Annotated in this window: 23 protein-coding genes; 7 read left to right on the top strand and 16 right to left on the bottom strand. The window is 41.3% G+C overall.

The genetic code is table 11. The annotated features are described in order from the left end of the window. Window positions 1-73 precede the first annotated feature (73 nt). A complete protein-coding gene (purU, locus tag CWC30_RS06140) occupies window positions 74-904 on the top strand; it encodes a formyltetrahydrofolate deformylase (protein WP_069440028.1) in 831 nt (276 codons plus the stop codon). A gap of 467 nt (window positions 905-1,371) precedes the next feature. After that, complete coding sequence (locus tag CWC30_RS06135) at window positions 1,372-3,258, top strand: hypothetical protein (RefSeq protein ID WP_138626668.1); 1,887 nt, start codon at window positions 1,372-1,374, stop codon at window positions 3,256-3,258. Between the two features lie 536 nt (window positions 3,259-3,794). Here the strand turns inward: CWC30_RS06135 and CWC30_RS06130 are convergent. From CWC30_RS06130 to acs, 3 genes are all read right to left on the bottom strand, one after another. Then, window positions 3,795-5,402: an AbgT family transporter gene (locus CWC30_RS06130; protein WP_138626667.1), complete on the bottom strand. Its 1,608-nt coding sequence runs from the start codon at window positions 5,400-5,402 to the stop codon at window positions 3,795-3,797. Between the two features lie 158 nt (window positions 5,403-5,560). Further along, entirely contained in the window at window positions 5,561-6,211 is a 651-nt protein-coding gene (locus CWC30_RS06125; protein ID WP_036981612.1) for a response regulator transcription factor, read from the bottom strand. 92 nt (window positions 6,212-6,303) lie between these two features. Further along, the gene (acs, locus tag CWC30_RS06120; protein ID WP_036981610.1) at window positions 6,304-8,244 is read right to left on the bottom strand and encodes an acetate--CoA ligase; all 1,941 of its coding nucleotides are present in this window, start codon (window positions 8,242-8,244) and stop codon (window positions 6,304-6,306) included. A 417-nt stretch (window positions 8,245-8,661) separates the two neighbouring features. Here acs and CWC30_RS06115 point away from each other — a divergent pair, with 417 nt between their 5' ends. Together CWC30_RS06115 and CWC30_RS06110 are read left to right on the top strand one after the other, a co-directional pair. Further along, window positions 8,662-9,855: a DcaP family trimeric outer membrane transporter gene (locus tag CWC30_RS06115; protein WP_138626666.1), complete on the top strand. Its 1,194-nt coding sequence runs from the start codon at window positions 8,662-8,664 to the stop codon at window positions 9,853-9,855. 189 nt (window positions 9,856-10,044) lie between these two features. After that, complete coding sequence (locus tag CWC30_RS06110) at window positions 10,045-12,177, top strand: TonB-dependent siderophore receptor (RefSeq protein WP_138626665.1); 2,133 nt, start codon at window positions 10,045-10,047, stop codon at window positions 12,175-12,177. Between the two features lie 108 nt (window positions 12,178-12,285). Here the strand turns inward: CWC30_RS06110 and recA are convergent, their stop codons facing one another. Together recA and CWC30_RS06100 are read right to left on the bottom strand one after the other, a co-directional pair. Further along, on the bottom strand, window positions 12,286-13,329 hold the full coding sequence (gene recA / locus CWC30_RS06105; protein ID WP_008110343.1) for a recombinase RecA: 1,044 nt from the start codon (window positions 13,327-13,329) through the stop codon (window positions 12,286-12,288). A 68-nt stretch (window positions 13,330-13,397) separates the two neighbouring features. Continuing rightward, window positions 13,398-13,886 carry a CinA family protein gene (locus CWC30_RS06100; protein ID WP_008110341.1) on the bottom strand — a complete coding sequence of 163 codons (489 nt, stop codon included), beginning with the start codon at window positions 13,884-13,886 and terminating at the stop codon, window positions 13,398-13,400. A 21-nt stretch (window positions 13,887-13,907) separates the two neighbouring features. Here CWC30_RS06100 and mutS point away from each other — a divergent pair, with 21 nt between their 5' ends. Beyond that, window positions 13,908-16,493, top strand: coding sequence for a DNA mismatch repair protein MutS (gene mutS, locus CWC30_RS06095; RefSeq protein WP_138626664.1), 2,586 nt, complete (start codon window positions 13,908-13,910; stop codon window positions 16,491-16,493). A gap of 57 nt (window positions 16,494-16,550) precedes the next feature. Here mutS and rpoS read toward each other — a convergent pair whose 3' ends face one another. The 11 genes from rpoS to CWC30_RS06040 all read right to left on the bottom strand — a co-directional run bounded on the left by rpoS (window position 16,551) and on the right by CWC30_RS06040 (window position 24,192). Next, on the bottom strand, window positions 16,551-17,522 hold the full coding sequence (gene rpoS, locus CWC30_RS06090) for an RNA polymerase sigma factor RpoS (protein ID WP_138626675.1): 972 nt from the start codon (window positions 17,520-17,522) through the stop codon (window positions 16,551-16,553). Window positions 17,523-17,639: 117 nt separating this feature from the next. After that, window positions 17,640-18,464: a peptidoglycan DD-metalloendopeptidase family protein gene (locus tag CWC30_RS06085; RefSeq protein ID WP_138626663.1), complete on the bottom strand. Its 825-nt coding sequence runs from the start codon at window positions 18,462-18,464 to the stop codon at window positions 17,640-17,642. A gap of 41 nt (window positions 18,465-18,505) precedes the next feature. Continuing rightward, complete coding sequence (locus tag CWC30_RS06080; RefSeq protein WP_138626662.1) at window positions 18,506-19,084, bottom strand: YqaA family protein; 579 nt, start codon at window positions 19,082-19,084, stop codon at window positions 18,506-18,508. Between the two features lie 9 nt (window positions 19,085-19,093). Next, window positions 19,094-19,732, bottom strand: coding sequence for a protein-L-isoaspartate(D-aspartate) O-methyltransferase (locus tag CWC30_RS06075; RefSeq protein ID WP_138626661.1), 639 nt, complete (start codon window positions 19,730-19,732; stop codon window positions 19,094-19,096). Beyond that, complete coding sequence (surE, locus tag CWC30_RS06070; RefSeq protein WP_138626660.1) at window positions 19,722-20,486, bottom strand: 5'/3'-nucleotidase SurE; 765 nt, start codon at window positions 20,484-20,486, stop codon at window positions 19,722-19,724. Before surE ends, CWC30_RS06075 begins: the two co-directional genes overlap by 11 nt. After that, on the bottom strand, window positions 20,467-21,516 hold the full coding sequence (gene truD, locus CWC30_RS06065; protein ID WP_138626659.1) for a tRNA pseudouridine(13) synthase TruD: 1,050 nt from the start codon (window positions 21,514-21,516) through the stop codon (window positions 20,467-20,469). Before truD ends, surE begins: the two co-directional genes overlap by 20 nt. Further along, entirely contained in the window at window positions 21,513-21,995 is a 483-nt protein-coding gene (ispF, locus tag CWC30_RS06060; protein ID WP_138626658.1) for a 2-C-methyl-D-erythritol 2,4-cyclodiphosphate synthase, read from the bottom strand. The genes truD and ispF overlap by 4 nt, the downstream gene beginning before the upstream one ends. Then, complete coding sequence (gene ispD, locus CWC30_RS06055; protein ID WP_138626657.1) at window positions 21,992-22,693, bottom strand: 2-C-methyl-D-erythritol 4-phosphate cytidylyltransferase; 702 nt, start codon at window positions 22,691-22,693, stop codon at window positions 21,992-21,994. The genes ispF and ispD overlap by 4 nt, the downstream gene beginning before the upstream one ends. Continuing rightward, complete coding sequence (gene ftsB / locus CWC30_RS06050; protein WP_008110330.1) at window positions 22,683-22,970, bottom strand: cell division protein FtsB; 288 nt, start codon at window positions 22,968-22,970, stop codon at window positions 22,683-22,685. The genes ispD and ftsB overlap by 11 nt, the downstream gene beginning before the upstream one ends. Before the next feature lie 34 nt (window positions 22,971-23,004). Then, the gene (locus CWC30_RS06045; protein WP_008464230.1) at window positions 23,005-23,637 is read right to left on the bottom strand and encodes a hypothetical protein; all 633 of its coding nucleotides are present in this window, start codon (window positions 23,635-23,637) and stop codon (window positions 23,005-23,007) included. Between the two features lie 75 nt (window positions 23,638-23,712). Then, window positions 23,713-24,192, bottom strand: a complete 480-nt coding sequence (locus CWC30_RS06040) for a DUF2947 domain-containing protein (protein ID WP_138626656.1) — start codon at window positions 24,190-24,192, stop codon at window positions 23,713-23,715. A 61-nt stretch (window positions 24,193-24,253) separates the two neighbouring features. Between CWC30_RS06040 and CWC30_RS06035 the strand changes: the two genes are divergently transcribed. Together CWC30_RS06035 and CWC30_RS06030 are read left to right on the top strand one after the other, a co-directional pair. Continuing rightward, the gene (locus CWC30_RS06035; protein WP_069440035.1) at window positions 24,254-24,478 is read left to right on the top strand and encodes a DUF1653 domain-containing protein; all 225 of its coding nucleotides are present in this window, start codon (window positions 24,254-24,256) and stop codon (window positions 24,476-24,478) included. Between the two features lie 54 nt (window positions 24,479-24,532). Next, on the top strand, window positions 24,533-25,378 hold the full coding sequence (locus CWC30_RS06030; RefSeq protein WP_036981577.1) for an AAA family ATPase: 846 nt from the start codon (window positions 24,533-24,535) through the stop codon (window positions 25,376-25,378). Window positions 25,379-25,510 lie beyond the last annotated feature (132 nt).

Raw genomic sequence — 25,510 nt, 5'->3', positions numbered from 1 at the left:
CACACAAAGGTCTTGCTTTCTGAGTTAAAACACAAATAATGAAGCAACTAACCACTGGGTAAGAATGAGGAAAATGAGTTATATACTAACCACCCAATGCGCAGACGATATAGGCTTAATCGCCAAAATTACCGGACTGTGTAATCAGCATAATTTAAATATTATTCGTAACAACGAATTTGTTGATAAAGATGCACAACGCTTTTTTATGCGCACAGAGCTTACAGGCGAACCACATGCTGAGTTTTTGTCACAACTTAGTGACGTATTACCAGCTGGCGCAAAAGTGGCACTGCACGGTGAAGAAAAAACCAAAGTGGTACTATTAGCCACAAAAGAAGCTCATTGCTTGGGCGGCATGTTATTAAAGCAATTTGAACAAGCTCTAAACATAGAGATACTCGCCGTTATCGCTAACTACCCTACTCTAGAGCCTCTAGTGAAAGGGTTTAATATTCCTTTTCATGTGGTTTCTCATGAAGGACTTACGCGCAGTGAGCACGACGAAAAAGTCGGTGACTTAATTGCCAGCTATAACCCTGACATTATTGGCCTAGCTAAATACATGCGTATTTTAAGCCCTGAATTTGTGGGTCGTTTTGAGGGTAAAATCATTAATATTCATCACTCATTTTTACCTGCTTTTATTGGTGCAAAACCGTATCACCAAGCATTTGAACGTGGTGTGAAAATTATTGGTGCCACGGCTCACTTTGTTAATAATGAGCTAGACGAAGGCCCGATTATTTTACAAGACGTATCGAGTGTGACTCATGCGAATACAGCTGAGATGATGGCTAAAATGGGTAAAGATGTAGAGAAAACGGTGTTTTGTAAAGCACTGCAACTAGCATCAGAGCATAAGCTGTTTATTAATGGCAATAAAACCGTCGTATTTTCATAATTAGCTTTATATAACTATTAAAAATGCCAGCTAACAAGCTGGCATTTGTTTATCCAATATAACTAAACCTGAACATTGATTAAGAGACTTTATTAAAACAAAGTAAATTTACGTATCAGCTGTTTTCTATTGCAAGTAAATTCAACCTAATAGAACCGAAAATAGAGCCTTTTGTTAGATTTATATCATTATTTTACTCGACCTTTACTATCAACTTCCACGGCCAAAATATGCAATTTTCCTCTTGGCAAAACCATTCACTTTATGGATTAGCTGAAATACCAGGTTGTTTACTATACTCCCTTTTAAGCAATAACAACTTTTAAGAGATTTAACTTATCATATTCAAGTAACCTTAAGCTGAACAATATTATTGATATATAATCAGAAATTAAGCAATAATATATGCATTATTTTAGCTATGCTGATATTCCCTTTTTAGGGTTACTATTTATAAGGAGCATTTGATGGCTTTTGATTACGGATCAATCGATCTTGGACTAAAAAACCCTTTCAAACTGGAAGGTAAAGTAAAAGCAATAAGAGGGCTTATTGAATCTGTTGTTGGCATCAGCTTGCTTGTTATCGCGTCTAGCTCTGTAAAAGAAGATGCAACAGCAGGTTGGATCTTAATGATATTTGGCATGTTAATACTCGCCCTAGGAATTCGGACTTTATCAGGTGGTATTTATGCAACGCTTAAGTACTTCGTAGGTAGAAACCATCCGACATCGTTGGCGTTTAATTTTAGTAAGTCACAAACCTCAACTGCACAAGAAGAAAAAAACGAGGTAGCCTACACTGCGCAAACATTAGAAGAAATGCTTGTTGGTCGCAAAAACAGTACTTTTAAAGAACCGAATGGCTTTTTATCGCGTTTGCTACATAGTTTAGTACCAAAACTATTATTTTTACCCTACCCAATACGTAATGTTGCCCAACGTTTATTTGGCTCATGGATAAGCACACTGGTTGCTCTTATCGCTTACGCATTGGTCGCCTTTGTGTCACTGTCTGGTTTTACCGGTGAAGCTGGCGAACTAGCTTTTCCAATATATAGTGCCATATTAATGTTTTATGTGCTGTTTTCTTGGCGCTCTTCTGGCAAACCTATTTCACGTAATGCAGAGAAAAATATTGAAGCCTTAGGTACTGGTGCTCTTGCTAAAATCATTTCTTTATCCTTTATATTGCCCATTGCTATAGGCCTGTCTATGTCGTGGATAATGCAGGAACAGCGCATAAGCAAACAACAAATAGACAATTGGCTTGAGCAATTACCCAATCTTAACGCGGGCCTCTATTTAACTGCCATTATTATTTTAGCTACACTTAGTTGTGCACTTGTTTTTGTGATGATAAAAGCGCGTTTAAACGAAGTGACACCAAGCGCTGAAGTATCAGAACTACGTGAAAATTGGCAAGAGTCTGTTCATCCAGATGAAATTTTTATAAATCTTGATAACTTAGTAATGGCTAATCGCCGTTATAAAGAAGTACCTAATAGGGTTTATCGTGAGCTAGATCCTAAACTACAAGAGCAAATTGAAGGAAAAGGCGGGTTTAAAGGCGAAATGATTCAAGAAATTCAGCCTAAACTACACACAATGGATTTAGGTAAGCACTTTAACCTTTCTCGTTTAGTTGCGTTAATTAGTGGTAACTTACTCTACATTGTAGCGCTTACCTTTACTGTGTTGCTTGCTTACTCTTTTATTAATATTTACCACTATATTGACGCTGCTAATATAAATAGTATTGAACAAGCCTTTAATAATAAAAATATTATTGAGTTTAGCGAGCTGTTAATGGCAAGTGTTCATTTATTGCTTATCGGCATATTAGTTAAAGCATTTGCTCAGCTGCTGAGCAATAGTGCCCATTTATTTTTTGCTGAAATGCAATTTGAATCTTTACTCGTGTACTTCAAGTGCGAGGGTACATTTACTGAGTCAAAAATATCAACGGGCACCGGTATTCATGATAGCACACGCTCGGAAAATACCTTGGTACGTAGCAGCATAACGCCTTGGGTGATTGTTTCGCGCATTGTTTCTACAACCTTTGCAGCTACAGGCATGAAAAACCTCGAGCATCCTCGACATATTATGGAAATGCATAAAGATGAAGGTCAATTACAAGCAATCAAAAAAGATGTAATTGCATTTTTGAAAGACCGAGAATCAATTGCCTCTATCACTAGCGAACGCGATTTAGGCAATGCATCTCAACTGCACCAGTTAAACCAGCAAACACGGGCTATGCCTATGCAGCCAGCTTTAACCAAAGATGATGAGGAAGCCGCTGGTTTTTTACGTCAGGAAGACGATTTAGCGTCTGAGCCAAAAACCTAGCTTATCTATATGCCACCTTATTACTAGGTGGCATCTTTCCACACTAAATCCCCCTCTCTACATTGATGTAAATGTAATTCCCCCTGCAAGCGCATTAAAGACAGGGAGGGGATGAGGAAAATAAGTAATACACTAACCAATTAATACGCAGACGATATAGGCTTAGCCAAAATTACCAAACTCTGTAATCAGCATAATTTAGATATTATTAGGCCTTGTTGATAAAGATGCACAACGCTTTTTATGAGAGCAGAACTCACAGGCTAATCTCGCAGCGATTTTTATCATAACTTTGCGAAGGGTTTCCTGCTAACGTCAAAGAGGCACTGCACGGCGAAGAAAAAACCAAAGTTGTATTATTAGCTCCAAAAGAAGCCTTTGTTTAGGCGGCATGTTATTAAACCAATTTGGTAATACTCTAGCTGTTTATTAATGGCAATAAAACCGTCGTATTTTCATAATTAGCTTTATATAGCTATTAAAAATGCCAGCTAATAAGCTGGCATTTTTATAAGTAAATAATAAACCTTACTTAACTAGGGTGTGTAATACGTTGGTGCTCCAGGGCCTACTGGCATACCTAAAACAAATACCCATAAGTAAAACAGTACCACCCAGCCAACAAAGAAGATTAAGCTGTATGGCAACATAGTGGCTACCAAAGTACCTATTCCCATGTCTTTTTTGTATTTAGTGGCAACCGCAAGGATTAAACCAAAGTAACTCATCATCGGGGTAATTAAGTTAGTTACTGAATCACCAATACGATAAGCCGCTTGAATTGTTTCTGGTGCATAACCAATTAACATCAGCATAGGAACAAAAATAGGGGCTGTTACTGCCCACTGCGCTGACGATGAGCCTAGCGTTAAGTTCACTAAAGCACACATCAAAATAAACAGTACAAATACTTCCGGCCCAGTTAAGCTAAGAGCTTGTAGTAACGCGGCACCGTTAATCGCTAAAATTGTGCCTAAGTTAGTCCATTTAAAAAATGCCACAAACTGCGCAGCAAAAAACACTAATACAATATACATGCCCATAGAGCTCATACTTTTGCTCATGGCATTGATCACGTCTTTATCATTTTTCATGGTGCCAACCACTCGACCATACACAAAGCCCGGAATACCAAAGGTAACAAAAATAAAAACAACAATCCCTTTTAAAAACGGCGAGTGAGCAACTAGACCTGTTTCAGGGTTACGTAAAATACCGTCTGCGGGTACAATCGTCCAAGCGAGCAACAACGAAACAACAAGTAATGAAACTCCAGCCCATTTCAAACCTGACTTTTCTTTGGCAGTTAAACCGGCAATATTATTTTGAGCTAAATCTTCACTGGCTTCATCTGGGTTATATTTACCTAAACGTGGCTCAACAATTTTCTCAGTAACAAGCGTACCTAAAACAGCAATTAGCAATACTGAAATCATCATAAAATACCAGTTCGCTTCAGCGCCTACTTGGTAAGTTGGGTCAATCATTTGTGCTGCAGGCGTCGTAATACCCGCTAATAACGGATCGATAGTACCCAGTAATAAGTTAGCACTATAGCCACCCGATACACCAGCAAACGCTGCAGCAAGGCCTGCAAGCGGATGACGACCTAAACTATGAAATATCATTGCCGCTAGGGGGATCAATACTACATAACCCAGCTCAGATGCTGTGTTTGATAAAATAGCAGCGAATACCACCATAAAGGTAACTAAGCGTTTAGATGCACCCATAACCATGCCACGCATTGCCGCAGACAATAATCCTGAATGCTCAGCAACACTTACACCTAATAGCGCTACTAGCACCGTACCCAGTGGCGCAAAACTGGTAAAGTTAGTTACCAATCCCGTTACAATACGCTGTAAGCCCTCGGCACTGAGTAAGCTAACTACTTCAATTACACCATCTGGATCGCGCCCAGCAGAGCCCTCAGGGCGAGGATCGATAGCACTAAGTCCAAACCAATCAGCAACGCCACTAAATAAAATAATGGCAATACAAAACAGCGCGAATAAGGTAATTGGATGGGGAAGCATATTCCCTAAAAATTCTACCGTGGCTAAAAATCGATTAAACCAACCGCCCTTTGCGGCCTGATTTTCATCTTGGGATGTGTGTGGTGAGTCTATTGAGTCTGACATACCATGCTCTCTTAATTACAAAATGCCCGTAACCTAGCATTATTTTCTGAGCAGGTCATGTAATAAAGATGAATGACTTGTTATCCCATGGTAATTAACTGATGGGTTTGTTGTGATGGGGTTACAAAAAAGAGGCTCTCGCCTCTTATTTAGCCTGCTTAAGCTTGCTCTATGGGTTCTAGTTGTAGTTTTGCAGCAATTAAAACAGCTTGAGTTCGATTATAAACACCGAGTTTTCTAAATATGGCAGTGATGTGAGCTTTGACTGTGGCTTCTGAAATGTGAAGTTCGTACGCAATTTGTTTATTCAGTAAACCTTCGTGCAAATATTGTAATACGCGGTATTGCTGTGGAGTGAGTGATGCCACTTGTGCAGCAATTTCTCTATCTGCGCCTTCTATTTCAGCCACTTTACTTTTTAGTTCGGTTGGCAGCCAAGTATCGCCCTCGAGTATTTGGTTAATTGCGTTGGCAATATCGTCAGATGATGATGACTTAGGAATAAACCCCATTGCCCCATAACCCATAACTTTCGAAACAATATTTACATCTTCACTACCCGAAACCACCGCAATAGGTAAGCTTGGGTAATCTTCACGTATACGGATCAAGCCGTATAAGTCACCGTTACCTGGCATGTGTAAATCTAGTAGTAATATATCAAGATCTTCTTGTTCGCTTAACACCTTCAATGTACTATCAAAATCGGCTGATTCAAATACTTCTAAACCTGCAAACTTTACACTCAAAGCGCCCTTTAGTGCTTCACGAAATAACGGATGATCGTCCGCTATTAAAAACTGACTCATTGTTCACTCCCAAAAATTCGGCTGCTATCCAACAGACAACAGCCGATATACTACGTTTAGAATCAACTTATAATCAAGCTTTTAACGCGAAATTAACGATTTAATCGATTTTCTACTAGCTCATCAACCACTGACGGATCCGCAAGTGTTGAGGTATCACCAAGCTGTTGGTGCTCATTTGCCGCGATTTTACGTAAAATACGACGCATAATTTTGCCAGAACGTGTTTTTGGTAAACCTGGCGACCACTGAATCATATCTGGTGATGCTATTGGGCTTAGTTCTTTACGTACCCAATTACGGATCTCTTTTGTTAGCTCATCACTCACCGTTACACCCTCGTTAGGAGTTATGTAAACGTAAATACCTTGGCCTTTAATATCATGCGGGTAGCCTACTACTGCCGCTTCAGCTACAGCTTCATGAGCAACTAACGCGCTTTCAATTTCCGCAGTACCTAAACGGTGCCCAGATACATTAAGTACGTCATCAACGCGTCCTGTGATCCAATAATCACCGTCTTCATCACGACGACAACCGTCACCAGTAAAGTACACACCAGGATAAGCGCTAAAGTAGGTTTGTTCAAAGCGCTCGTGATCGCCATACACAGTTCGTGCTTGTGAAGGCCAGCTATCTAAAATAACTAGGTTTCCTTCAACAGCGCCCTCTAATGTATTACCTCCAGCATCAAATAATGCCGGTGCAATACCAAAGAATGGGCGAGTTGCAGAGCCAGGTTTCATATCGGTTGCACCTGGTAATGGCGCAATCATGATGCCACCGGTTTCGGTTTGCCACCACGTATCTACAATTGGGCAGTTAGATTTACCAATTTTCTCAAAGTACCAAGTCCACGCTTCTGGATTGATTGGCTCACCCACAGAACCTAAAATGCGCAAGCTATCGCGATGTGAGCTGGCAATCGGCTCTTCGCCTTTGGCCATCAATGCACGAATGGCAGTAGGTGCTGTGTATAAAATTGTCACGTTATGTTTATCAACCACTTCACCCATACGACCTGCTGTTGGGTAAGTCGGTACGCCTTCAAATACGACTTGCGTACACCCATTAACGAGCGGCCCGTAAGCAATATAACTATGACCTGTGATCCAGCCAACGTCAGCACTACACCAAAAAATATCATCGTCTTTTAAATCAAAAATGTATTCGTGGGTCATAGATGAATAGACTAAATAGCCACCGGTGGTATGTACCACACCTTTAGGCTGACCTGTAGAACCCGATGTATACAGAATAAACAGCGGGTCTTCAGCATTCATGTGTTCAGGTTCGCACTCTGGCGCTTGATCTGCAACTAAGTCATGCCACCAAATATCATGGTCGTGCCAATCAACATCGCCTGATGTTAGTTTATGTACCACTACATGTTCAACAGTGGTGACTGAATCTTGTAATACGGCTTCATCTACATTGGCTTTGAGCGGCACACAGTTACCTGCACGTCGGCCTTCATCTGACGTGATCACCACTTTAGCGCCCGAGTCGTTAATACGATCCGCAATAGCTGACGGTGAAAAACCACCAAAAATAACTGAATGAATTGCGCCTATACGGGCACAAGCTTGCATTGCGTATATAGCTTGCGGGCTCATTGGCATATAAATGGCTACACGGTCACCTTTTTTAACACCTAATTTTTTTAAACCATTGGCAAACTTTGCCACTTCATCATGTAGCTGTTGGTAGGTGATATTTTCGCTTTGTGAAGGATCATCACCTTCCCAAATTAATGCTACTTTATCCGCTTTTGTTTTTAAGTGACGATCAATACAGTTATAAGAGGCATTAAGGTAGCCATCTTCATACCATTTAATATTGATATGGCCTTTGTCAAATGAAGTGTTTTTTACTTTTGAATATGGAGTAAACCAGTCAAGACGCTTACCGTGCTCAGCCCAAAAACCTTCAGGGTCCTCAATAGACTGTTTATACATCGTATTATATTTTTCATTATCGACGAACGCTGCGTTTTTAATATGCGCAGGAACTGGATAGATACTTTGTGACATATTAGTCTCCAATTTATATTACTTGCCTTAGGCTTTTCATCAAGGATTACTCAGCAGTGCACTATTAAATATTAGACATTAGTTGTATCTGAGTTCAAACAACGATTATCTTATCTACAACCCTTATAGCTACACTCTATTTACATAAAAAACATACTATTAAATAAAAGTATATGAACACTCAATAATTATTAAACCTTAGTCTAATAGACTAATGGTTGATTGAGTAAATTGTGTACATATACAACAGTAGTTTAAATATTTAAAAACTTTGATTGTTTATTAATAATTCGTATTTACTAACAAATTAGATTAAAGATAATTAAATTCAATCTGTTAGTACTATATAAGTAACACACATTAATACATATCATAAGCAAACAACATACAACAAGTAGCCTATAAAAGGACGCAACAATGAAATTTACTCCAATTAAAACACTGGCAGCCAGTGTTTTATTATGTGCTTTAACAAGCACGGCTTATGCCGCAACAGCTGCAAAAATAGGTGATACCGAATTCACCTACGGTGGATACATTAAACTCGACGCAATGTGGAGTGACTACTCAGCAGGTGCGCCTGCAGGCACCAGTGTTGGCCGTGACTTTTATGTACCAAGTACATTAACCGTTGGCAGCGATAATAACTCAGATGCTGTATTTGATATGCACGCGCGTGAATCTCGCTTTAACTTTGGTACGTCTACACTTTTAGATAATGGCAAAACGGTTAAAACTAAAATAGAACTAGACTTTTTAGCTTCTGCCCCAGGCGGTAACGAGCGTGTGTCCAATTCATATTCTCCGCGTATTCGCCATGCATTTATCTCATATGATGGCTGGTTATTTGGTCAAACATGGTCAAACTTTCAAAACGTCGGTGCATTACCAGAAGCGCTTGATTTTGTTGGCCCAGCTGAGGGCACGGTGTTTGTTCGTCAATCTCAAATTAAATACACTACGGGTGCATGGTCATTCTCGTTAGAGAACCCAGAAAGCACTATTACTAAGCTTACTACAAACGACCAAGGTATTAAAAGCCCATTAATGACTGTAACAGACGATGCATCTCTTCCTGATTTTACAGCACGCTACACCCATAATGCTGATTGGGGTAACTTTGTAGTAACAGCCCTTGCTCGTCAACTGACCTACAAAGTAGCCGGTGTTGATGCCGATGAAACATCATTTGGTGTTAGTGCATCGGGTATGGTGAAGTTTGGTCAAGATAATCTAAAATTTATGCTTACCCAAGGTAAAGGACTAGGTCGTTATGTGGGTCTAAACGTAGCTCATGGTGCGGTTCTCAATGGTGATGACCTAGATGCGATTGATTCAACCTCTGGCTTTGTAGCGTATCAGCATAAATGGAATAGCCAATGGCGTTCAACTTTCTTATATTCATTTTTCAGTGCTGATAACAACACTGACTTACTCGCCCTTACAGGCGATCCAACTAAATCAAGCCAAAGCTACAGTGCTAACATTTTATACTCACCAGTTAAACGCTTAACTTTTGGTGCTGAGTTTAAGCATGCCGAGCGCGAGCTTGAAAGTGGCGTAGATGGCGATCTAGATCGTTTACAATTTTCTGTAAAGTATGCGTTTTAATTTCCTAACCAATTAAAATACTGATTTACTTCCTGAGCGGCTTCGGCCGCTTTTTTTGTTTTTAACCAGAGCTCAAGTTAACCAAACCCATGCGCTTTACTTAAAAAATATCAAAGACGTGTAAAACATCCAGCAAACGCAATTGCAAATCACTCTCATTTAGATTAAATTACTTCCACATTTAATCTTATGGGAAACATAATGCTGCACAAACAAAAAGGCTTTGTATTTAAACTGAGTCTACTTACTTCACTGGTTTTATCTGGATATGCTGTTGCAAACGACACGCAAGACGACCTACCTTTAGAAAAAATTGCTGTTTATGGGCAACATCATAAAAACTATATTACTGAAGAAGCGCAGTCTGCGACTAAGCTAGGTTTAACAATTAAAGAAACTCCGCAATCAATTTCTGTTGTTTCACGCGCGTTGATGGATGATTTTTCACTTGATGATATTAATGCGGTATTAGAAAGCACCCCAGGCGTAACAGTAGAGCAAATAGAAACCGATCGTACTTACTTTAAAGCCCGTGGGTTTGACATAACCAACTTTTTGATTGATGGCTTAGGTATTCCACAAAGTTCTGGTTCAATTCAGGGAACATTAGATACCGCAATCTACGATCGCGTTGAAATAGTGCGTGGTGCCAACGGCATGATGACCGGTGCAGGTAACCCATCGGCTACTGTAAATATGGTGCTAAAAAAACCAACCTACACAACGCAAGCTCATGCATCCGCTTCTTATGGTTCGTGGAATAACAAGCGTGTAGATATTGATGTTTCCAGACCGATTAACGATGAACACGCTGTTCGTGCTGTATTTACTAAGCAAGATAAAGAGTCATACCTAGACCGCTACGAAACCGATAAAACCATTGCCTACCTTGCCTATGAGGGTAAGCTAACTGACGATACACTACTAAGTATTAACTACGTGAATCAACAAAAAGATGCCGACAGTCCTTTATGGGGTGCGCTACCACTTTATTACACTGATGGCTCAGCAACTAACTATGATGACTCAACTAGCACAGCTGCAGATTGGTCGTATTGGGATAATAGCGCTGAACGTATCTATGTAACACTTGAGCAAAACTTATCAGCGACTTGGGTTGCTAAAGCCCGTTATGCCCATATAAAAAATGAACAAAATTCTGAGTTATTTTATGTATATGGTACCCCAGATAAAGATACTGGTTTAGGTTTAACCGGCTATGCGAGTCGTTATGATTACAAAGACACCCAAGATTTGTTTGATTTATATGCCAGCGGTAAGTTTGAGCTATTTTCTTTAGAGCACGACTTATCATTCGGCATTAGCCAAGCAAACATGGACTTTAATGACCAATCGCTTTATGACTACAGCACAGGAAATGGTTTCCCTGCGATGCCTGATTTAGCGACTTGGGATGGGATAGCACCAGAAGCAACACTGGTTGATAAACCTAACGGCAGTGATGTACAAAATACACAAAGATCGGCCTATGTTTCAACTCGTATAAAACTAGCAGAGCCATTAAGCATTTTGGCTGGCGTACGCTATACCGACTGGGAAACTAAAGGTACTGCTTATAGTGTAGTGCAAACCCGCGATGACTCAGAGGTTATTCCTTACATTGGTACTGTGTACGATTTTACCGAGTCATTATCAGCTTACGCTAGCTACACAGAAACGTTTGTGCCGCAAAAAGAATTAGACATTAACGCTGAACAACTGGCTCCTGTTATTGGTAAAAGTGCTGAAGTTGGTTTAAAAGCACAACTTTTAGATGAGCAAGTATTTGTAACACTGGCCTATTTTGATGCTAAGCAAGATGGACTTGCTGTTGCACTTCCGGGCTCCCTTCCAAGCGATACGCGTTATTACGCTGCAGATGGTATTAACAGTGATGGTTTCGAAATTGAATTAAGCGGTCGCTTAACTGATGATTTAAGTGCCAGCATCAGCTTTAGTAATTTAAGTATTGATGGTGATGAACTCGTTAAAGATTACACCCCAGAAAACCAATTAAAAATGGCAGCCACTTATCAAGTGCCATTTATTGATGGTTTAACCTTAGGTGCTAATTACCGCTGGCAAGATTCTATTAGCCGTGTGCAAGTAAAAGATCCAGCAGGCAACGCATTGGCAACTACAAAACAAGATGCTTATGGCTTATTAGATTTAATGGCCACCTACGAAATTACTCAAAACGTCGGTGTTACCTTTAATGTTAATAACAGTACTGATGAAAAGTACATAAACAGCCTTTATTGGGAGCAAGGTTACTACGGGGCACCGCGTAACTACTCATTGTCAGTTAACTGGCAGCTATAAAGCTAACTAGGCTTTAAGTCACTTTATAGCAAACAATAAAAAAGCGCTAACCTAATGGTTAGCGCTTTTTTTAAGCTCGGGTCAAATCAAGCTTTAAAACAAATGGGCTTAAAGGTCGCCTTCATCACCTAATACGTCTTCGCCATCTTCTGGCTCAACCGTTGCTTTTAGCAATAGCATCTCTCGTAATTTACCTTCAATTTCATCTGCAATTTCAGGGTTTTCTTTAAGGAACTTAATCGAATTAGACTTACCTTGGCCAACTTTGTTGCCATTGTAACTGTACCAAGCACCCGCTTTTTCAACAATTTTGTGCTTAACACCTAAATCAATCAGCTCGCCCTGCTTAGAAATACCTTCGCCATACATAATGATAAATTCAGCTTGTTTGAACGGCGGTGCAACTTTGTTTTTCACAATTTTAACGCGCGTTTCATTACCAACAACTTCATCGCCTTCTTTTACCGAACCAATACGGCGAATATCAATACGTACAGAGGCGTAAAATTTCAGGGCATTACCACCAGTTGTTGTTTCAGGGTTACCAAACATTACACCAATTTTCATACGGATTTGGTTAATGAAAATACATAGTGTGTTTGAACGCTTAATGTTACCTGTAAGCTTACGTAATGCTTGTGACATTAAACGTGCTTGTAGACCCATGTGTGAATCACCCATGTCGCCTTCAATCTCAGCTTTTGGTGTCAATGCTGCAACCGAATCGACAATCACTACATCAACCGCGCTTGAACGCACTAACATGTCACAAATTTCCAGTGCTTGCTCACCTGTATCTGGTTGAGATACCAGTAACTCATCAATGTTAACACCTAGTTTTTGTGCATAAATTGGATCAAGAGCATGCTCAGCATCAACAAAGGCACAGGTTTTACCTTCTTTTTGAGCTTCAGCGATAACTTGCAATGTTAGCGTTGTTTTACCTGATGACTCTGGGCCATATACTTCAACAATACGCCCCATCGGCAAGCCGCCTATGCCTAAGGCAATATCAATACCTAGCGAGCCTGTTGATACAGCGTCAATGTTTAACGCTTTATTGTCACCCAATTTCATGATTGAGCCTTTACCAAATTGACGTTCAATTTGTGATAAAGCTGCGTCCAACGCTTTTTGTTTGTTATCGTTCATTTTCTTCTCCAAATCCAGCTAATGCAGACAAGTATACTGTATGAAATCACAGTATCAAGCTAATTTTATTATTTTATCTTCTCTATTATGATTTTTAAAGAAAATACAATAGCTTGCAGCCTAACTTGCGCCCTGTTACCATTAAATACTTGTTCAAACGTCCAGTGTTTACCGTTAATTTGCAGTCCAAACCACACGAGCCCTACCAGTTTGCCCTCAGTAGCACCACCGGGTCCTGCAATCCCTGAAATAGCAATGCCAATATCAGCATTTGCAGCCTTACAAGCGCCTGCTGCCATCTCAATGACTGTTTGTTCGCTCACCGCGCCAAATTCCTCTAGGGTATCATGCTTCACATTGAGTAATTCATGCTTTGCGTTATTGCTATAAGTGACAAATGCACGGTCAATATATGCTGAGCTGCCTGGGGTATCGGTAAGCGAATAACTCACTCCACCACCAGTACATGATTCAGCGGTAGTGATCCATAAGCGTTTATCCGTTAAAATAGCGCCTAATTGCGCAGCAAGTGTCTTAATCTCTTGATGTAATTCCATATTCAGCCTTTGGGTAAATACATGTCGTTTGATCTTTATGCACCGCACACTATAAAACAACAAACCCCTATGATGCAGCAGTATCTAAAAATAAAATCAGAGCATCGCGATATTTTATTGTTTTATCGGATGGGGGATTTTTACGAACTCTTTTTTGATGACGCAAAACGCGCCGCGCAGTTGCTTGATATTTCACAAACACACCGTGGCAAAGCAGGGGGCGATCCTATTCCTATGGCGGGCGTGCCTTATCATGCGGTAGAAAACTACTTAGCCCGCTTAGTACAAATGGGCGAGTCGGTGGCTATTTGTGAACAAGTGGGTGACCCTGCCACCAGCAAAGGCCCTGTTGAGCGTAAAGTAGTCCGTATTGTAACCCCAGGAACTATTTCTGACGAAGCCTTACTACAAGAGCGCCAAGACAACTTACTAACCAGTGTTTGGCAAAATAAAAAAGGCCAATACGGTGTTGCGTATCTTGATATCAACTCTGGGCGCTTCAACATTGTTGAAGTTAGTACCGATGAAGCATTTAGCTCAACGCTACAACGCTTAGCGCCTGCTGAGTTACTATATAGTGAACACTTTGAAAACACTCATTTAATTGAACATATTAAGGGAGCGCGTCGTCGCCCTGATTGGGAGTTTGACCTAGACACCGCGCAACACTTACTGTGCGAGCAGTTTGGCACCAAAGATTTAGTCGGTTTTGGGGTCGACAAAGCACATAGCGCCTTGGTGGCAGCAGGCTGTTTAATGCAGTACGTAAAAGATACCCAACGCATTGCATTACCGCACATTCGTGCAATTACCCTTGAACATAATGAACACGCAGTAATTTTGGATGCGCCAACTCGCAAAAACCTTGAACTTACCGTTAATCTATCAGGTGGCTTTGAAAATACCCTTGCCCAAGTGCTTGATAAAACAGCCACAGCGATGGGCTCGCGATTACTTAAGCGTCGTATTCATACCCCTATTCGTAATAAAGACGAGTTAAACTCTCGTCTAAATGCCATTAGTGCTATTTTAGATGTGCAATTATGCAGTGAGCTGCATGACGCGCTCAAAGAGATTGGTGATATAGAACGTGTAATTGCTCGCTTGGCATTACACACGGCTCGCCCACGCGATTTAACAAGGCTTCGTAGTGCGCTTCAAGCATTAGCACCGCTGCATAGCTTATTAAACGATGCCACAGATGCGCGTATTTCTCATATTATAGCCCACTCTAAAGAGCTTCCTGAGCTTCAAGCATTACTTGAACGTGCAGTGATTGATAACCCACCGGTGTTAATTCGTGATGGCGGTGTTATTGCGCCAGGGTATAACAGCGAACTTGATGAGTGGCGTAATTTAAGCCAAGGTGCCACCGATGTGCTTGAACAGCTAGAGCAGCGCGAACGTGAACGTACAGGTATTAGTACACTTAAGATTGGTTATAACCGAGTGCATGGCTTTTTTATTGAAGTGAGCCGCGCCAACTCGCACTTAGTGCCTGCAGATTACATTCGTCGTCAAACATTAAAAAATAACGAGCGCTATATAATCCCAGAACTAAAAGAACACGAAGACAAAGTTCTCGGCAGTCAATCAAAAGCGCTGGCCCTTGAAAAACAATTATACGAACAGTTATTTGAGTTTATTGCTCCGCATATTGAGCAACTACAAATAATGGCCTCGGTCATTGCCGATTTAGATGTACTGAACAATTTAGCAGAGCGTGCCCAAACACTTAATTATGCCAAACCTGAGCTTTGCGATAACGATAATATCAGCATTAAACAAGGTCGCCACCCTGTGGTAGAGCAGGTAATGAAAGACCCGTTTATTGCCAACCCTGTGGAACTCAATAACCAGCGTAAAATGTTGATTATTACCGGCCCTAACATGGGCGGTAAATCAACCTACATGCGCCAAACTGCCCTTATTGTGCTTATGGCACATATTGGCTGTTACGTTCCTGCCGATAGCGCTAAAATTGGTAATATAGATAGAATATTTACCCGTATTGGCGCCAGTGACGACTTAGCATCTGGGCGTTCAACCTTCATGGTTGAAATGACCGAAACCGCGGCAATTTTAAATAATGCCACTGCACAATCATTGGTATTAATGGATGAAATAGGCCGAGGAACCAGTACTTACGATGGTTTATCACTGGCGTACGCCACGGCTGATCACCTCGCTTCAAAAGTCGCGGCTAAAACTTTGTTCGCAACCCATTACTTTGAACTCACTGAGCTTGCAGAACAAACGCCTGGGCTGGTTAATGTGCACCTAGATGCCATTGAACACAACGATACCATTGCCTTTATGCACACGGTATTAGATGGTGCCGCAAGTAAAAGTTTTGGTTTGCAAGTAGCGGCACTGGCCGGGGTGCCTAAAGCAGTTATTGCCCAAGCTAAACAAAAGCTAAGCTTGCTTGAAAACCATCAAAGTGTCACCACAGTCACTACAGAGCAACAGGTTTTACCGTTTGATAGTGAACCGCAAATAATTCAGCCTAGTGAGCTTGAGCAACAAATGAGCGAAATAGACCCTGATAACCTATCACCGCGTCAGGCGCATGAACTGCTTTATAAATTAAAAGCACTGCTTTAAACGCAAACAGCCCGACTTAAAAAGTCGGGCTGTATTTAATTTTACTGTGTGTTTAGATTAAGCGAACTGTTCAAATAAGCTCTCAGTACTTAACCCTTCTTGTTGCAAAATATCTTTTAACCGACGTAGCGCCTCAACCTGTATTTGGCGAACTCTTTCACGGGTTAACCCAATTTCACGGCCCACATCTTCAAGCGTTGAAGGCTCATAACCGAGTAAACCAAAGCGACGTGCCAGTACTTCGCGCTGCTTAGGATTCAGTTCACCTAACCAGTCAATAATATGCGTATTCATATCATTGTTTTTTACTTCACCTTCAGGACCGACATTTTTTTCGTCGGCAATCACATCTAACAATGCACTGTCGTTTTCACCACCAATAGGCATATCTACAGACGCTATTTTTTCATTTAGGCGAAGCATTTTTGTTACATCTTCGACTGGTCTGTCTAAGCTTTCTGCTATTTCTTCTGCGGTTGGCTCATGATCAAGCTTTTGCGTTAGCTCACGTGCTGTACGTAAATAAACGTTAAGCTCTTTAACAACATGAATAGGCAAACGAATAGTACGCGTTTGATTCATTATCGCCCGCTCAATGGTTTGACGTATCCACCATGTAGCATAAGTAGAAAATCGAAAACCACGTTCAGGATCAAACTTTTCAACCGCTCTAATGAGTCCTAAGTTACCTTCTTCAATTAAATCGAGTAGAGCAAGCCCACGATTGTTATACCTGCGCGCAATTTTCACAACCAAGCGTAAGTTACTTTCAATCATGCGTTTACGGGAAGCTTCACAACCTTTAAGCGATTTTCGTGCAAAAAAGACTTCTTCTTCGGCACTTAATAGAGGGGAAAAACCAATTTCGCCTAGGTATAACTGAGTGGCGTCGAGGTTTTTAGTGACTTCTTCTTTAACAAATACGTCTTCATCTTCCACGTCATCAAGTAGTTGCGTTGGATCTTCAACTTTTGAATCGTCAAACTTATCATCAGTGGGGGTTTTCTCAGCTTTTGCTACATCAGCCATAAGACTTCTCCTGAGCAAGCTATCAATAACTTTATGATTAAGGTCTGTAGTCGTTTTATTAGCTTTTGCTATATTAGCCATGAGCCTTCTCCAGAACAATCAATCAACACCTTTAGTTCAGGGTAGGTATTTAGCAGGGTTAACAGCTTTTCCTCGATAACGAATTTCAAAACGAAGTGCCGTTACTGAAGACTCTGAATTACCAATTTCTGCTATTTTTTGTCCCGCCTTCACTATTTGCTTTTCTTTAACAAGTAACTTTGAGTTATGTGCATAAGCACTTAGGTAATCATCATTATGTTTCAATATAATTAAATTACCGTAACCTCTTAGTGCACTACCCGCATAGACTACCGTTCCTTGAGCAGCGGCGAATACTGCCGACCCCTTTTTATTAGCAATCTGTAGGCCTTTATAACCATTTTCCTTGTTAGAAAAGCGTTGGATTATTTTACCTTTAGCAGGCCAAAACCAACTCAACTTTCTGTTTGCAGAACCTTGAGACTTGCTAATTTTTTGGTTAGCTTGTTTTTGAACATACCTTCGTTTTTTCGGCTTATCAAGCTCTTTCTTTGATTTTTTGTTACTTTTTTGTAAATTAGATGGCTTTTTAGCTGGGTGTTTTTGATTCGTTTTTGCTGTACCCCTTGGCTTGCTTGGCCCTAAAAGAGAAACAACCTGACCAGGAACAATAATGTAAGGTGATGCAATTGAATTGTTTTTTGCAAGCTCCCTGAAATCTTTTCCGGCACTAAAAGCAATCGAGTAAAGTGTATCGCCTTTTTGTACTGTGTATTTTCCGCCGTTAATATTAATCCGTGAGGGATAGTCATTAATATTATTATTTAAACTGCTTACCGGTGCGGGAACATGGCGAGACGAGCATGCACAGAGAAAAACACTAATAAATAAAGCAACATAACAGCGTATTTGTTTATTCAATGCGTTTTGCCCTCTGCGTTAATAACATTAATATATAGTACTTAACGTAATAAAATGTACGCAACAACAATTAAAGCAACCACAGCCCAGCCAAGCACTTCAATATATTGACGTAATTTTTGCTCCATTTTAACTCCGCCCCATTTCATTAAAGCAGATACTAAAAAGAAACGCGCCCCTCGTCCAACCGCCGATGCAACAATAAAGGGTAAAAACGCCATCTGTAATACCCCTGCACCAATAGTAAATACCTTATAAGGAATAGGCGAAAACCCGGCTAAAAATACCACCCATAAGCCATAATCTTTAAACCATGCAAGTGCCGTATTAAATTTATCTTGCCATTGCATTTGTGCAATAAAAGGCTCTACAACAGGTTCAAATAACCAAAACCCTAGTAGATAACCTAGCACGCCGCCAAGCACAGAAGCTACGGTAGCAAAGCTTGCAAATCGCCATGCTTTACTCGGTTGTGCCAGCGACATAGGCGCTAACATTACATCGGGTGGCACCGGAAAAAAAACCGATTCGGCAAAGCTCATCCCTGCTAAATAACGTTCTGCATGGCGATGCTTAGCCCACACTAAGGCCATATCATATAACTTGGTAAACAACTTCAAAATGAATTCCTATTCAATATCGCCAGGGACCAAAGGTACAAATCTTACTGGCGCAATTACATGCTCTGTAAAGCTATCGCCTTGGCGAATAACCATGGTTAATTTTTGTTCTACCTCACCAATGGGGGCGAGTAATACGCCTCCATCTGCAAGTTGTGCGAGTAGTTCTGGAGGGATAATCGTTGCCGCAGCGGTCACAATAATGCCATTAAATGGCGCTTGCGATTGCCATCCTTGCCAACCGTCACCGTGTTTCATAGTGACATTATATAAATCGAGCTGATGTAATCGACGCTTTGCTTGCCATTGCAAAGCTTTTATACGCTCAACCGAATACACCTTATCAAAGGTTTTAGCCAGTACCGCGGTTTGATAGCCGGATCCGGTACCAATTTCTAACACTTTACTTTTCACGCCGGCTAAACGCATCAATTCGGTCATACGGGCAACAATGTAAGGCTGAGAAATAGTTTGTCCTTGCCCTATCGGTAGCGCCGTATTTTGATACGCTTTGTGCTTTAGTACATCATCAATAAAAATATGCCGAGGAATTTGCGCAATCGCCTTTAAAACCTCCTTATCTTCTACGCCCTCTCGTTGTAATAGGTCTGAAAGCGCTTGTGCACTGCGGGTATAATTAGCCAGCACGATTAATCTCCAACTCGGCTAACCACTCTCCCACAGCTTTGATACTGTCTTTAGCAGTCATATCAACGCTCAATGGGGTGACTGATGCATAGCCATTATTTACAGCATAAAAATCGGTGCCTTCACCGGCATCGCTTTCTGTACCCAAAGAACCATACCAAAAAATATCGCGTCCCCAAGGATCGCTTTGCTTGGTCATGGTTTCTGCTTTGTGTCGCGCGCCTAAGCGAGTTACCTGAACCCCTTTTAGCTCACTTAAAGGAATATCTGGCACATTAATATTGATGATCTGATCTTTAGGCAGCGGATGCGAAGCAAGCCCTTTAATAATATTGACCGTAACGGCTGCTGCCGTTTCAAAGTGTTCACCATGGTGAGAGCACAAAGACACCGCAATTGCTGGTAAGCCCAGATGACGACCTTCAGTCGCCGCAGCAACCGTACCAGAGTAAAGTGTATCGTCACCTAAATTGCCGCCGTGGTTAATACCGGCTACCACTAAATCGGGCTTTTCATCCATTAATTGATTCACACCTAAATGCACACAATCCGTTGGCGTGCCATTAACCGACATAAAGCCATTGTCGAGTATCGTTGCACGCAAAGGATTCATTAACGTCAGTGAATTACTTGCGCCACTGCAATTTCTATCTGGCGCAACCAGCGTTACCTCAGCAATTTGTGTTAATGCTTGGTATAAAACAGCAATACCTTTGGCATTAACACCATCATCATTACTTAATAGAATCTTCATCTGCGTTATCCTTTTCTTTTCGCTCGCGAGGACTGGCGTCAGTATAATCAACCAGTTCGCGCAGTAAAGCCGTTGCAAAGCAGCCTTTGGGTAAACCAAAGCTGAGTTTTAATGTGCGTTCATCAAGTGTTTCTACACTTAGATCTTGAGGGATTAAACGCAGCATTCTGCGCTCGTTTTTAAGCCCTAAATCCCCTAAGCCATCACACCATGCTTGATACGGTGCCAACCATGTTTTTTCTTGTTCGGTTAAGCCTTTTTCACTTTTGCCCACCATGGGCGCCGACATCATAATGTCGCCAGAGGCAAGCCGTGCAATATTTTCATCACTGATCGCATCTTCAAAAAACGCATTACTGCCACTGAGCATAAATACTTCGCGGTGCATGGTTTTAGCAAGGCCATGCTCTGCCACGCGTAAACTAACAATTTGATTAAACACATGTGAACGCGCAGCAGAAATAATAATGCCTCGCAGCTTTTTATCGCGTATGCGCTCACCGGCAAACATTTTTTCAGCCATGACTAAGTTATGCCCATCACGGCCAAAACGCTGCTCACCAAAGTAGTTAGGCACACCTGCGCGTACTGCGTTTATACGGCATAAAATATCAAGCGGCTCGGTTACATTGCGCAAGGTAATAGTAAATCTATTTCCTTTATGGCAACCGGTGCGCAATTTTCGCTCATGGCGCTGCTGCGATACCACAAACACGCTTTCACTGTTCAGCTCAGTAAAATCAATATGCTTTTTAATCGGTACTTTTACGCTAAACCACTGCGAACATACTCCATGGCGGTCTTTCATACCGGCATAGCTTACATCAAGTGGCGATACACCCGCTTTTTGTGCAATCAGCTTGGCAACATATTGGGTGTTTTCACCTTTTTTAACCACTTGCAAACACACATGTTCGCCACTGCCGGTAAACTCTATACCGAGATCTTCATCAACCATAAAGTCTTCTGCGGTGGTTTTAAAGTCGGCTTTTGAAAGCGGCGCACCATATAAATAATTTAATTCGCTCATGCGCTTTGTTTACTCATAATGACCACGGCATGGCTTGAAATGCCTTCTTTACGCCCCTCAAAACCGAGTTTTTCGGTAGTGGTAGCTTTTACATTTACCTGTGAAAGCTCGGCATTTAAATCACTGGCAAGGTTGCCACGCATCGCTTGAATGTGCGGCAGCATTTTTGGTGCTTGTGCCACAATAGTGACATCCGCATTGCCCAATACGTAACCTTGTTGCTTGGCTAGGTTCACTACATGGCGAAGTAAAATACGGCTATCGATATTTTCATATTCACTGGCCGTATCCGGAAAATGCTTACCAATATCGCCCAGCGCTAATGATCCTAAAATAGCGTCACATAAGGCATGAATAGCTACATCACCATCTGAGTGTGCTAAAAAGCCTTGTGGATAATCAATTTTTTCGCCGCAGATAGTTAAAGGCCCTTGGCCTCCAAATTTATGCACGTCAAAACCATGGCCTATTCGTATCATTTTGCACTCTCATTATTTTGTTTTTGCAGTAAAAAGCCTGCTAAATCTAAATCTTCTGGGGTGGTGATTTTAATATTATCACTACGCCCTGCTACCAGCTTTACCGGCTTATTTGCCCACTCCATTGCACTGGCTTCATCAGTAATGGTAACGCCGCTGTTAAGCGCACTTTGCAATGCCGTTTTAAGCTCGTCGTATTTAAACAGTTGCGGGGTAAGCGCTTGCCATAAATCATCACGAGGCACTGTTTGCTGCGCATGGCTTTGCCCCCGTTTTATAGTGTCTTTTACTTTGCTGGCTAAAATGCCGCCTTCATCAGCCTGCATGCACTGTGCGATTAAGCGCTCTATATCAGCAATATCTACTAAAGGTCTTGCAGCGTCATGCACCAAAACCCAAACAGGTGGGTTGGCAGCTAAAAACAATAAACTGTTTAACACTGAATCTGCGCGCTCTTTACCGCCAATAGCACGCACAATGCGAGGATCAGCTAGCGTAAGGTCGTCAAAGTAGGGGTCGGTTTCGCTCAGAGCCACCACTATAGAGTTTAACTGCGGTAACTGCGATAACTTAGCGAGCGTATGCTCTAAAATGGTTTTTCCTGCTAAGGAAATATATTGCTTTGGTGTTGTGTGTTGCATTCGACTGCCAACACCTGCGGCAGGAACAATAGCAGCAATAGTTTGTTTATTTGTCATGGTGTTGAGCCGGTAAAACACGAATAAAGGTTTCGTCCGGTTTAATCATTCCTAATTCGTTGCGGGCACGCTCTTCAATGCCTTCGTGGCCGAGCTTTAAATCTTCTATATCCGCTTTTAATACTTTATTACGCTTGATCAGCTTTTCGTTTGTTTGTTGGTGCGATGCCACCGCATTTTTTAAACGGGTGTAGTCTTGCACACCATTATGGCCAAACCAAAGTCTATACTGAATAAAAAGTGCTAAGCACAACAAGCCAAATTGAAAAAATCGCATTAAACACTCCTTATTTTAATTTTTAATTATCTACTTATGCTAGCGGCCGCTTAACATTGCGCCAATTAATATTGGCAGCTAGTAACATTTCCCGTAATGACAAAACCCGTGGCGTGCTACGCTTTGAAAACTGCCACTGGTGGCCACAACACGCCGCTGCAAGGCTCGTTTTACTAGGTTTAAGCAATTGCGCACTTTGTTGCTCAAGTCCTTGGCCTAAAAAATCAAACCAGCCAAGTTCATTACAATGCAGTTGCGTATCAGCTACTTGATCAATGCTATCTATTCTAACCCGAATTTGACCGTGACTTTGTAATAATACCGGAATTATTAGCCCTACTTTGGCATGCGCTTGATAAAAAAGTTCATTCGCTGCAGGATTAGCCTCTGGCGGTGTAGGTTTTTGTTTTTCAAGCCAGCCTCCATTTTGCGCATCAAGCGTAAAAGGCAATGGTGCATTAGCTACACGTGTTGCGGCACGTTCAATATAATAAGGCAGGCTTTTTAATTGCCTGCGTAAACGGTCACCATTAGGTTCAGCCACTAAGCGCTGAACTTCACGCTGATAAAAAGCATTGCATAATTGTGCGTAAAGCACTTTTTGTGCATCAGTTTGCCACATTTCAACTTGCTGGCTTGTGTTAAACTGCTTATTTTTAGCAACCAATCGCTGTACTCAAAAAAACATTTTAATACTGTTTTATAACACAGTAATGCACAGTTTTTAAGCACTTGTAGTAATTTAAGCGCTTGGCTTTTCACCTAATTTTGCAATACCTGATTCTAAAAATTGCACCATAGTACTGCGCTTTTTACCTATTAATAAGCTGCCATCAGATAAAAACATAAAGTTTTGCCAGTTACGTTTAAACACATCAAATGTCGTTTCGATAATATTGTCGCGTGCCATGCAAAAATACACTGTGGTATTAGCCTGCCAATCTAAGTGGTTCAAAATAGCATCTGGAAATTGGGCTTCTTCGCTTTCCCACGCATCTTCCCAATTAATTTCTTGGCTAAAGTTTTGCTCTTGCGCGCACCAATCGGTTTTATCAAAAAAGTCTGGATGGTCATGTTCACGACTCACCATGGTTGTCCACAGTACGGCTGCACGCTCGCTGGTCATCGGTTTAATATTGGCTGCATCAATATCTGAAACCGGAATATCTTTGTGGCGAAATACCCAGGCTTTTTTGTAATCATCAAGAGAAATATAATTCATAGTATTGCTGTATTCTTTGGCATAATAAAAAGCGAAGGCAAATTATACAAGATAACAGACTATGACTACAGCACTAAAACTGGGTTTATATCAACACTACAAAGGCCCACAATATAAAGTTATGCATGTGGCGACCCACAGCGAAACCAACGAGCAGTTGGTTATTTACCAAGCCTTATACGGTGAATACGGTATATGGGCACGCCCACTAAGTATGTTTACTGAAACCATAGAAAAAGACGGTAAAAATATCGCCCGTTTTGCCTACCTTGGTGAAGCCGATTAACTATGGCATTATAACGCATAACAATTACTGCTCAGACCAGATAAAGGATAACCCGTGCAATTTAATTCTACTGATAATTACATCGCAAGCTCAGCATTAAAACAGGCAGTAAACGCCGCTATTATGCTACAAAAACCGCTTTTAATTAAAGGCGAGCCAGGCACAGGTAAAACCATGCTGGCCGAAGAGTTAGCGAAAAGTTTAGATACTGAGCTTATTCAGTGGCATATAAAATCAACCACTAAAGCGCAGCAAGGTTTGTACGAGTACGATGCGGTATCGCGTTTGCGCGACAGCCAGCTAGGTGATGAGCGCGTTCACAATATTAGCAACTACATAGTTAAAGGTAAGCTGTGGCAAGCCTTCATGTACGCTGAATTAAACGGCAAACGCCCAGTACTGCTTATTGACGAAATAGACAAAGCCGATATTGAGTTTCCAAACGATTTACTACTTGAACTCGATAAAATGGAATTTCATGTATACGAAACCGGTGAGCGCATTGTGGCTAAAGAGCGCCCTATTGTGATCATCACATCAAACAATGAAAAAGAGCTGCCTGATGCGTTTTTACGTCGCTGTTTTTTCCATTATATTGATTTTCCAAATAGCGACGAAATGCAGCAAATTATTGATGTGCACTACCCGCATGTTAAACAAGATTTAGTTCGCCAAGCACTAGAAGTATTTTTTAACTTACGCGAAGCCAACGGCCTTAAAAAGAAGCCCTCCACCAGCGAGTTACTGGATTGGTTAAAACTATTAATGGCTGAAGATATAGACGCCAAAACCCTGCACGACAAAGCGCAAAAAGGCGGTTTAATGCCGATGTTTGGCGCGCTGCTTAAAAACGAGCAAGACATAAGCCTAATCGAAAAACTCGCGTTTATGAGCCGCTAGGGCCTGTTGACCTTTCAGGATTAAAATTTGTTCTAACTAGGGACGATTTAATCGTGGCGCGAGGTTTGTAACCTAGTGGGCTAAGTAAAAGCCGAGCAACAAAGAGTTAATCGTCCCTAGGACGAACCTTCC

The organism is Pseudoalteromonas sp. S4741, from assembly GCF_005886135.1.
Lineage (GTDB): Bacteria > Pseudomonadota > Gammaproteobacteria > Enterobacterales > Alteromonadaceae > Pseudoalteromonas > Pseudoalteromonas tetraodonis.
Note: the sequence above shows the minus strand (reverse complement) of the source record. Positions and strands in the feature narration are given on the sequence as shown.

Bases quoted from the DNA above. Each gene is read 5' to 3' on its own strand.
- rpoS (WP_138626675.1), bottom strand. From the start codon at position 17,522: ATGGCTGATGTAGCAAAAGCTGAGAAAACCCCCACTGATGATAAGTTT.
- CWC30_RS06035 (WP_069440035.1), top strand. From the start codon at position 24,254: ATGACTACAGCACTAAAACTGGGTTTATATCAACACTACAAAGGCCCA.
- ftsB (WP_008110330.1), bottom strand. From the start codon at position 22,970: ATGCGATTTTTTCAATTTGGCTTGTTGTGCTTAGCACTTTTTATTCAG.
- ispF (WP_138626658.1), bottom strand. From the start codon at position 21,995: ATGATACGAATAGGCCATGGTTTTGACGTGCATAAATTTGGAGGCCAA.
- truD (WP_138626659.1), bottom strand. From the start codon at position 21,516: ATGAGCGAATTAAATTATTTATATGGTGCGCCGCTTTCAAAAGCCGAC.
- acs (WP_036981610.1), bottom strand. From the start codon at position 8,244: ATGTCACAAAGTATCTATCCAGTTCCTGCGCATATTAAAAACGCAGCG.
- CWC30_RS06130 (WP_138626667.1), bottom strand. From the start codon at position 5,402: ATGTCAGACTCAATAGACTCACCACACACATCCCAAGATGAAAATCAG.
- surE (WP_138626660.1), bottom strand. From the start codon at position 20,486: ATGAAGATTCTATTAAGTAATGATGATGGTGTTAATGCCAAAGGTATT.
- recA (WP_008110343.1), bottom strand. From the start codon at position 13,329: ATGAACGATAACAAACAAAAAGCGTTGGACGCAGCTTTATCACAAATT.
- CWC30_RS06115 (WP_138626666.1), top strand. From the start codon at position 8,662: ATGAAATTTACTCCAATTAAAACACTGGCAGCCAGTGTTTTATTATGT.
- CWC30_RS06040 (WP_138626656.1), bottom strand. From the start codon at position 24,192: ATGAATTATATTTCTCTTGATGATTACAAAAAAGCCTGGGTATTTCGC.
- CWC30_RS06135 (WP_138626668.1), top strand. From the start codon at position 1,372: ATGGCTTTTGATTACGGATCAATCGATCTTGGACTAAAAAACCCTTTC.
- ispD (WP_138626657.1), bottom strand. From the start codon at position 22,693: ATGACAAATAAACAAACTATTGCTGCTATTGTTCCTGCCGCAGGTGTT.
- CWC30_RS06125 (WP_036981612.1), bottom strand. From the start codon at position 6,211: ATGAGTCAGTTTTTAATAGCGGACGATCATCCGTTATTTCGTGAAGCA.
- mutS (WP_138626664.1), top strand. From the start codon at position 13,908: ATGTCGTTTGATCTTTATGCACCGCACACTATAAAACAACAAACCCCT.
- CWC30_RS06110 (WP_138626665.1), top strand. From the start codon at position 10,045: ATGGGAAACATAATGCTGCACAAACAAAAAGGCTTTGTATTTAAACTG.
- purU (WP_069440028.1), top strand. From the start codon at position 74: ATGAGTTATATACTAACCACCCAATGCGCAGACGATATAGGCTTAATC.
- CWC30_RS06100 (WP_008110341.1), bottom strand. From the start codon at position 13,886: ATGGAATTACATCAAGAGATTAAGACACTTGCTGCGCAATTAGGCGCT.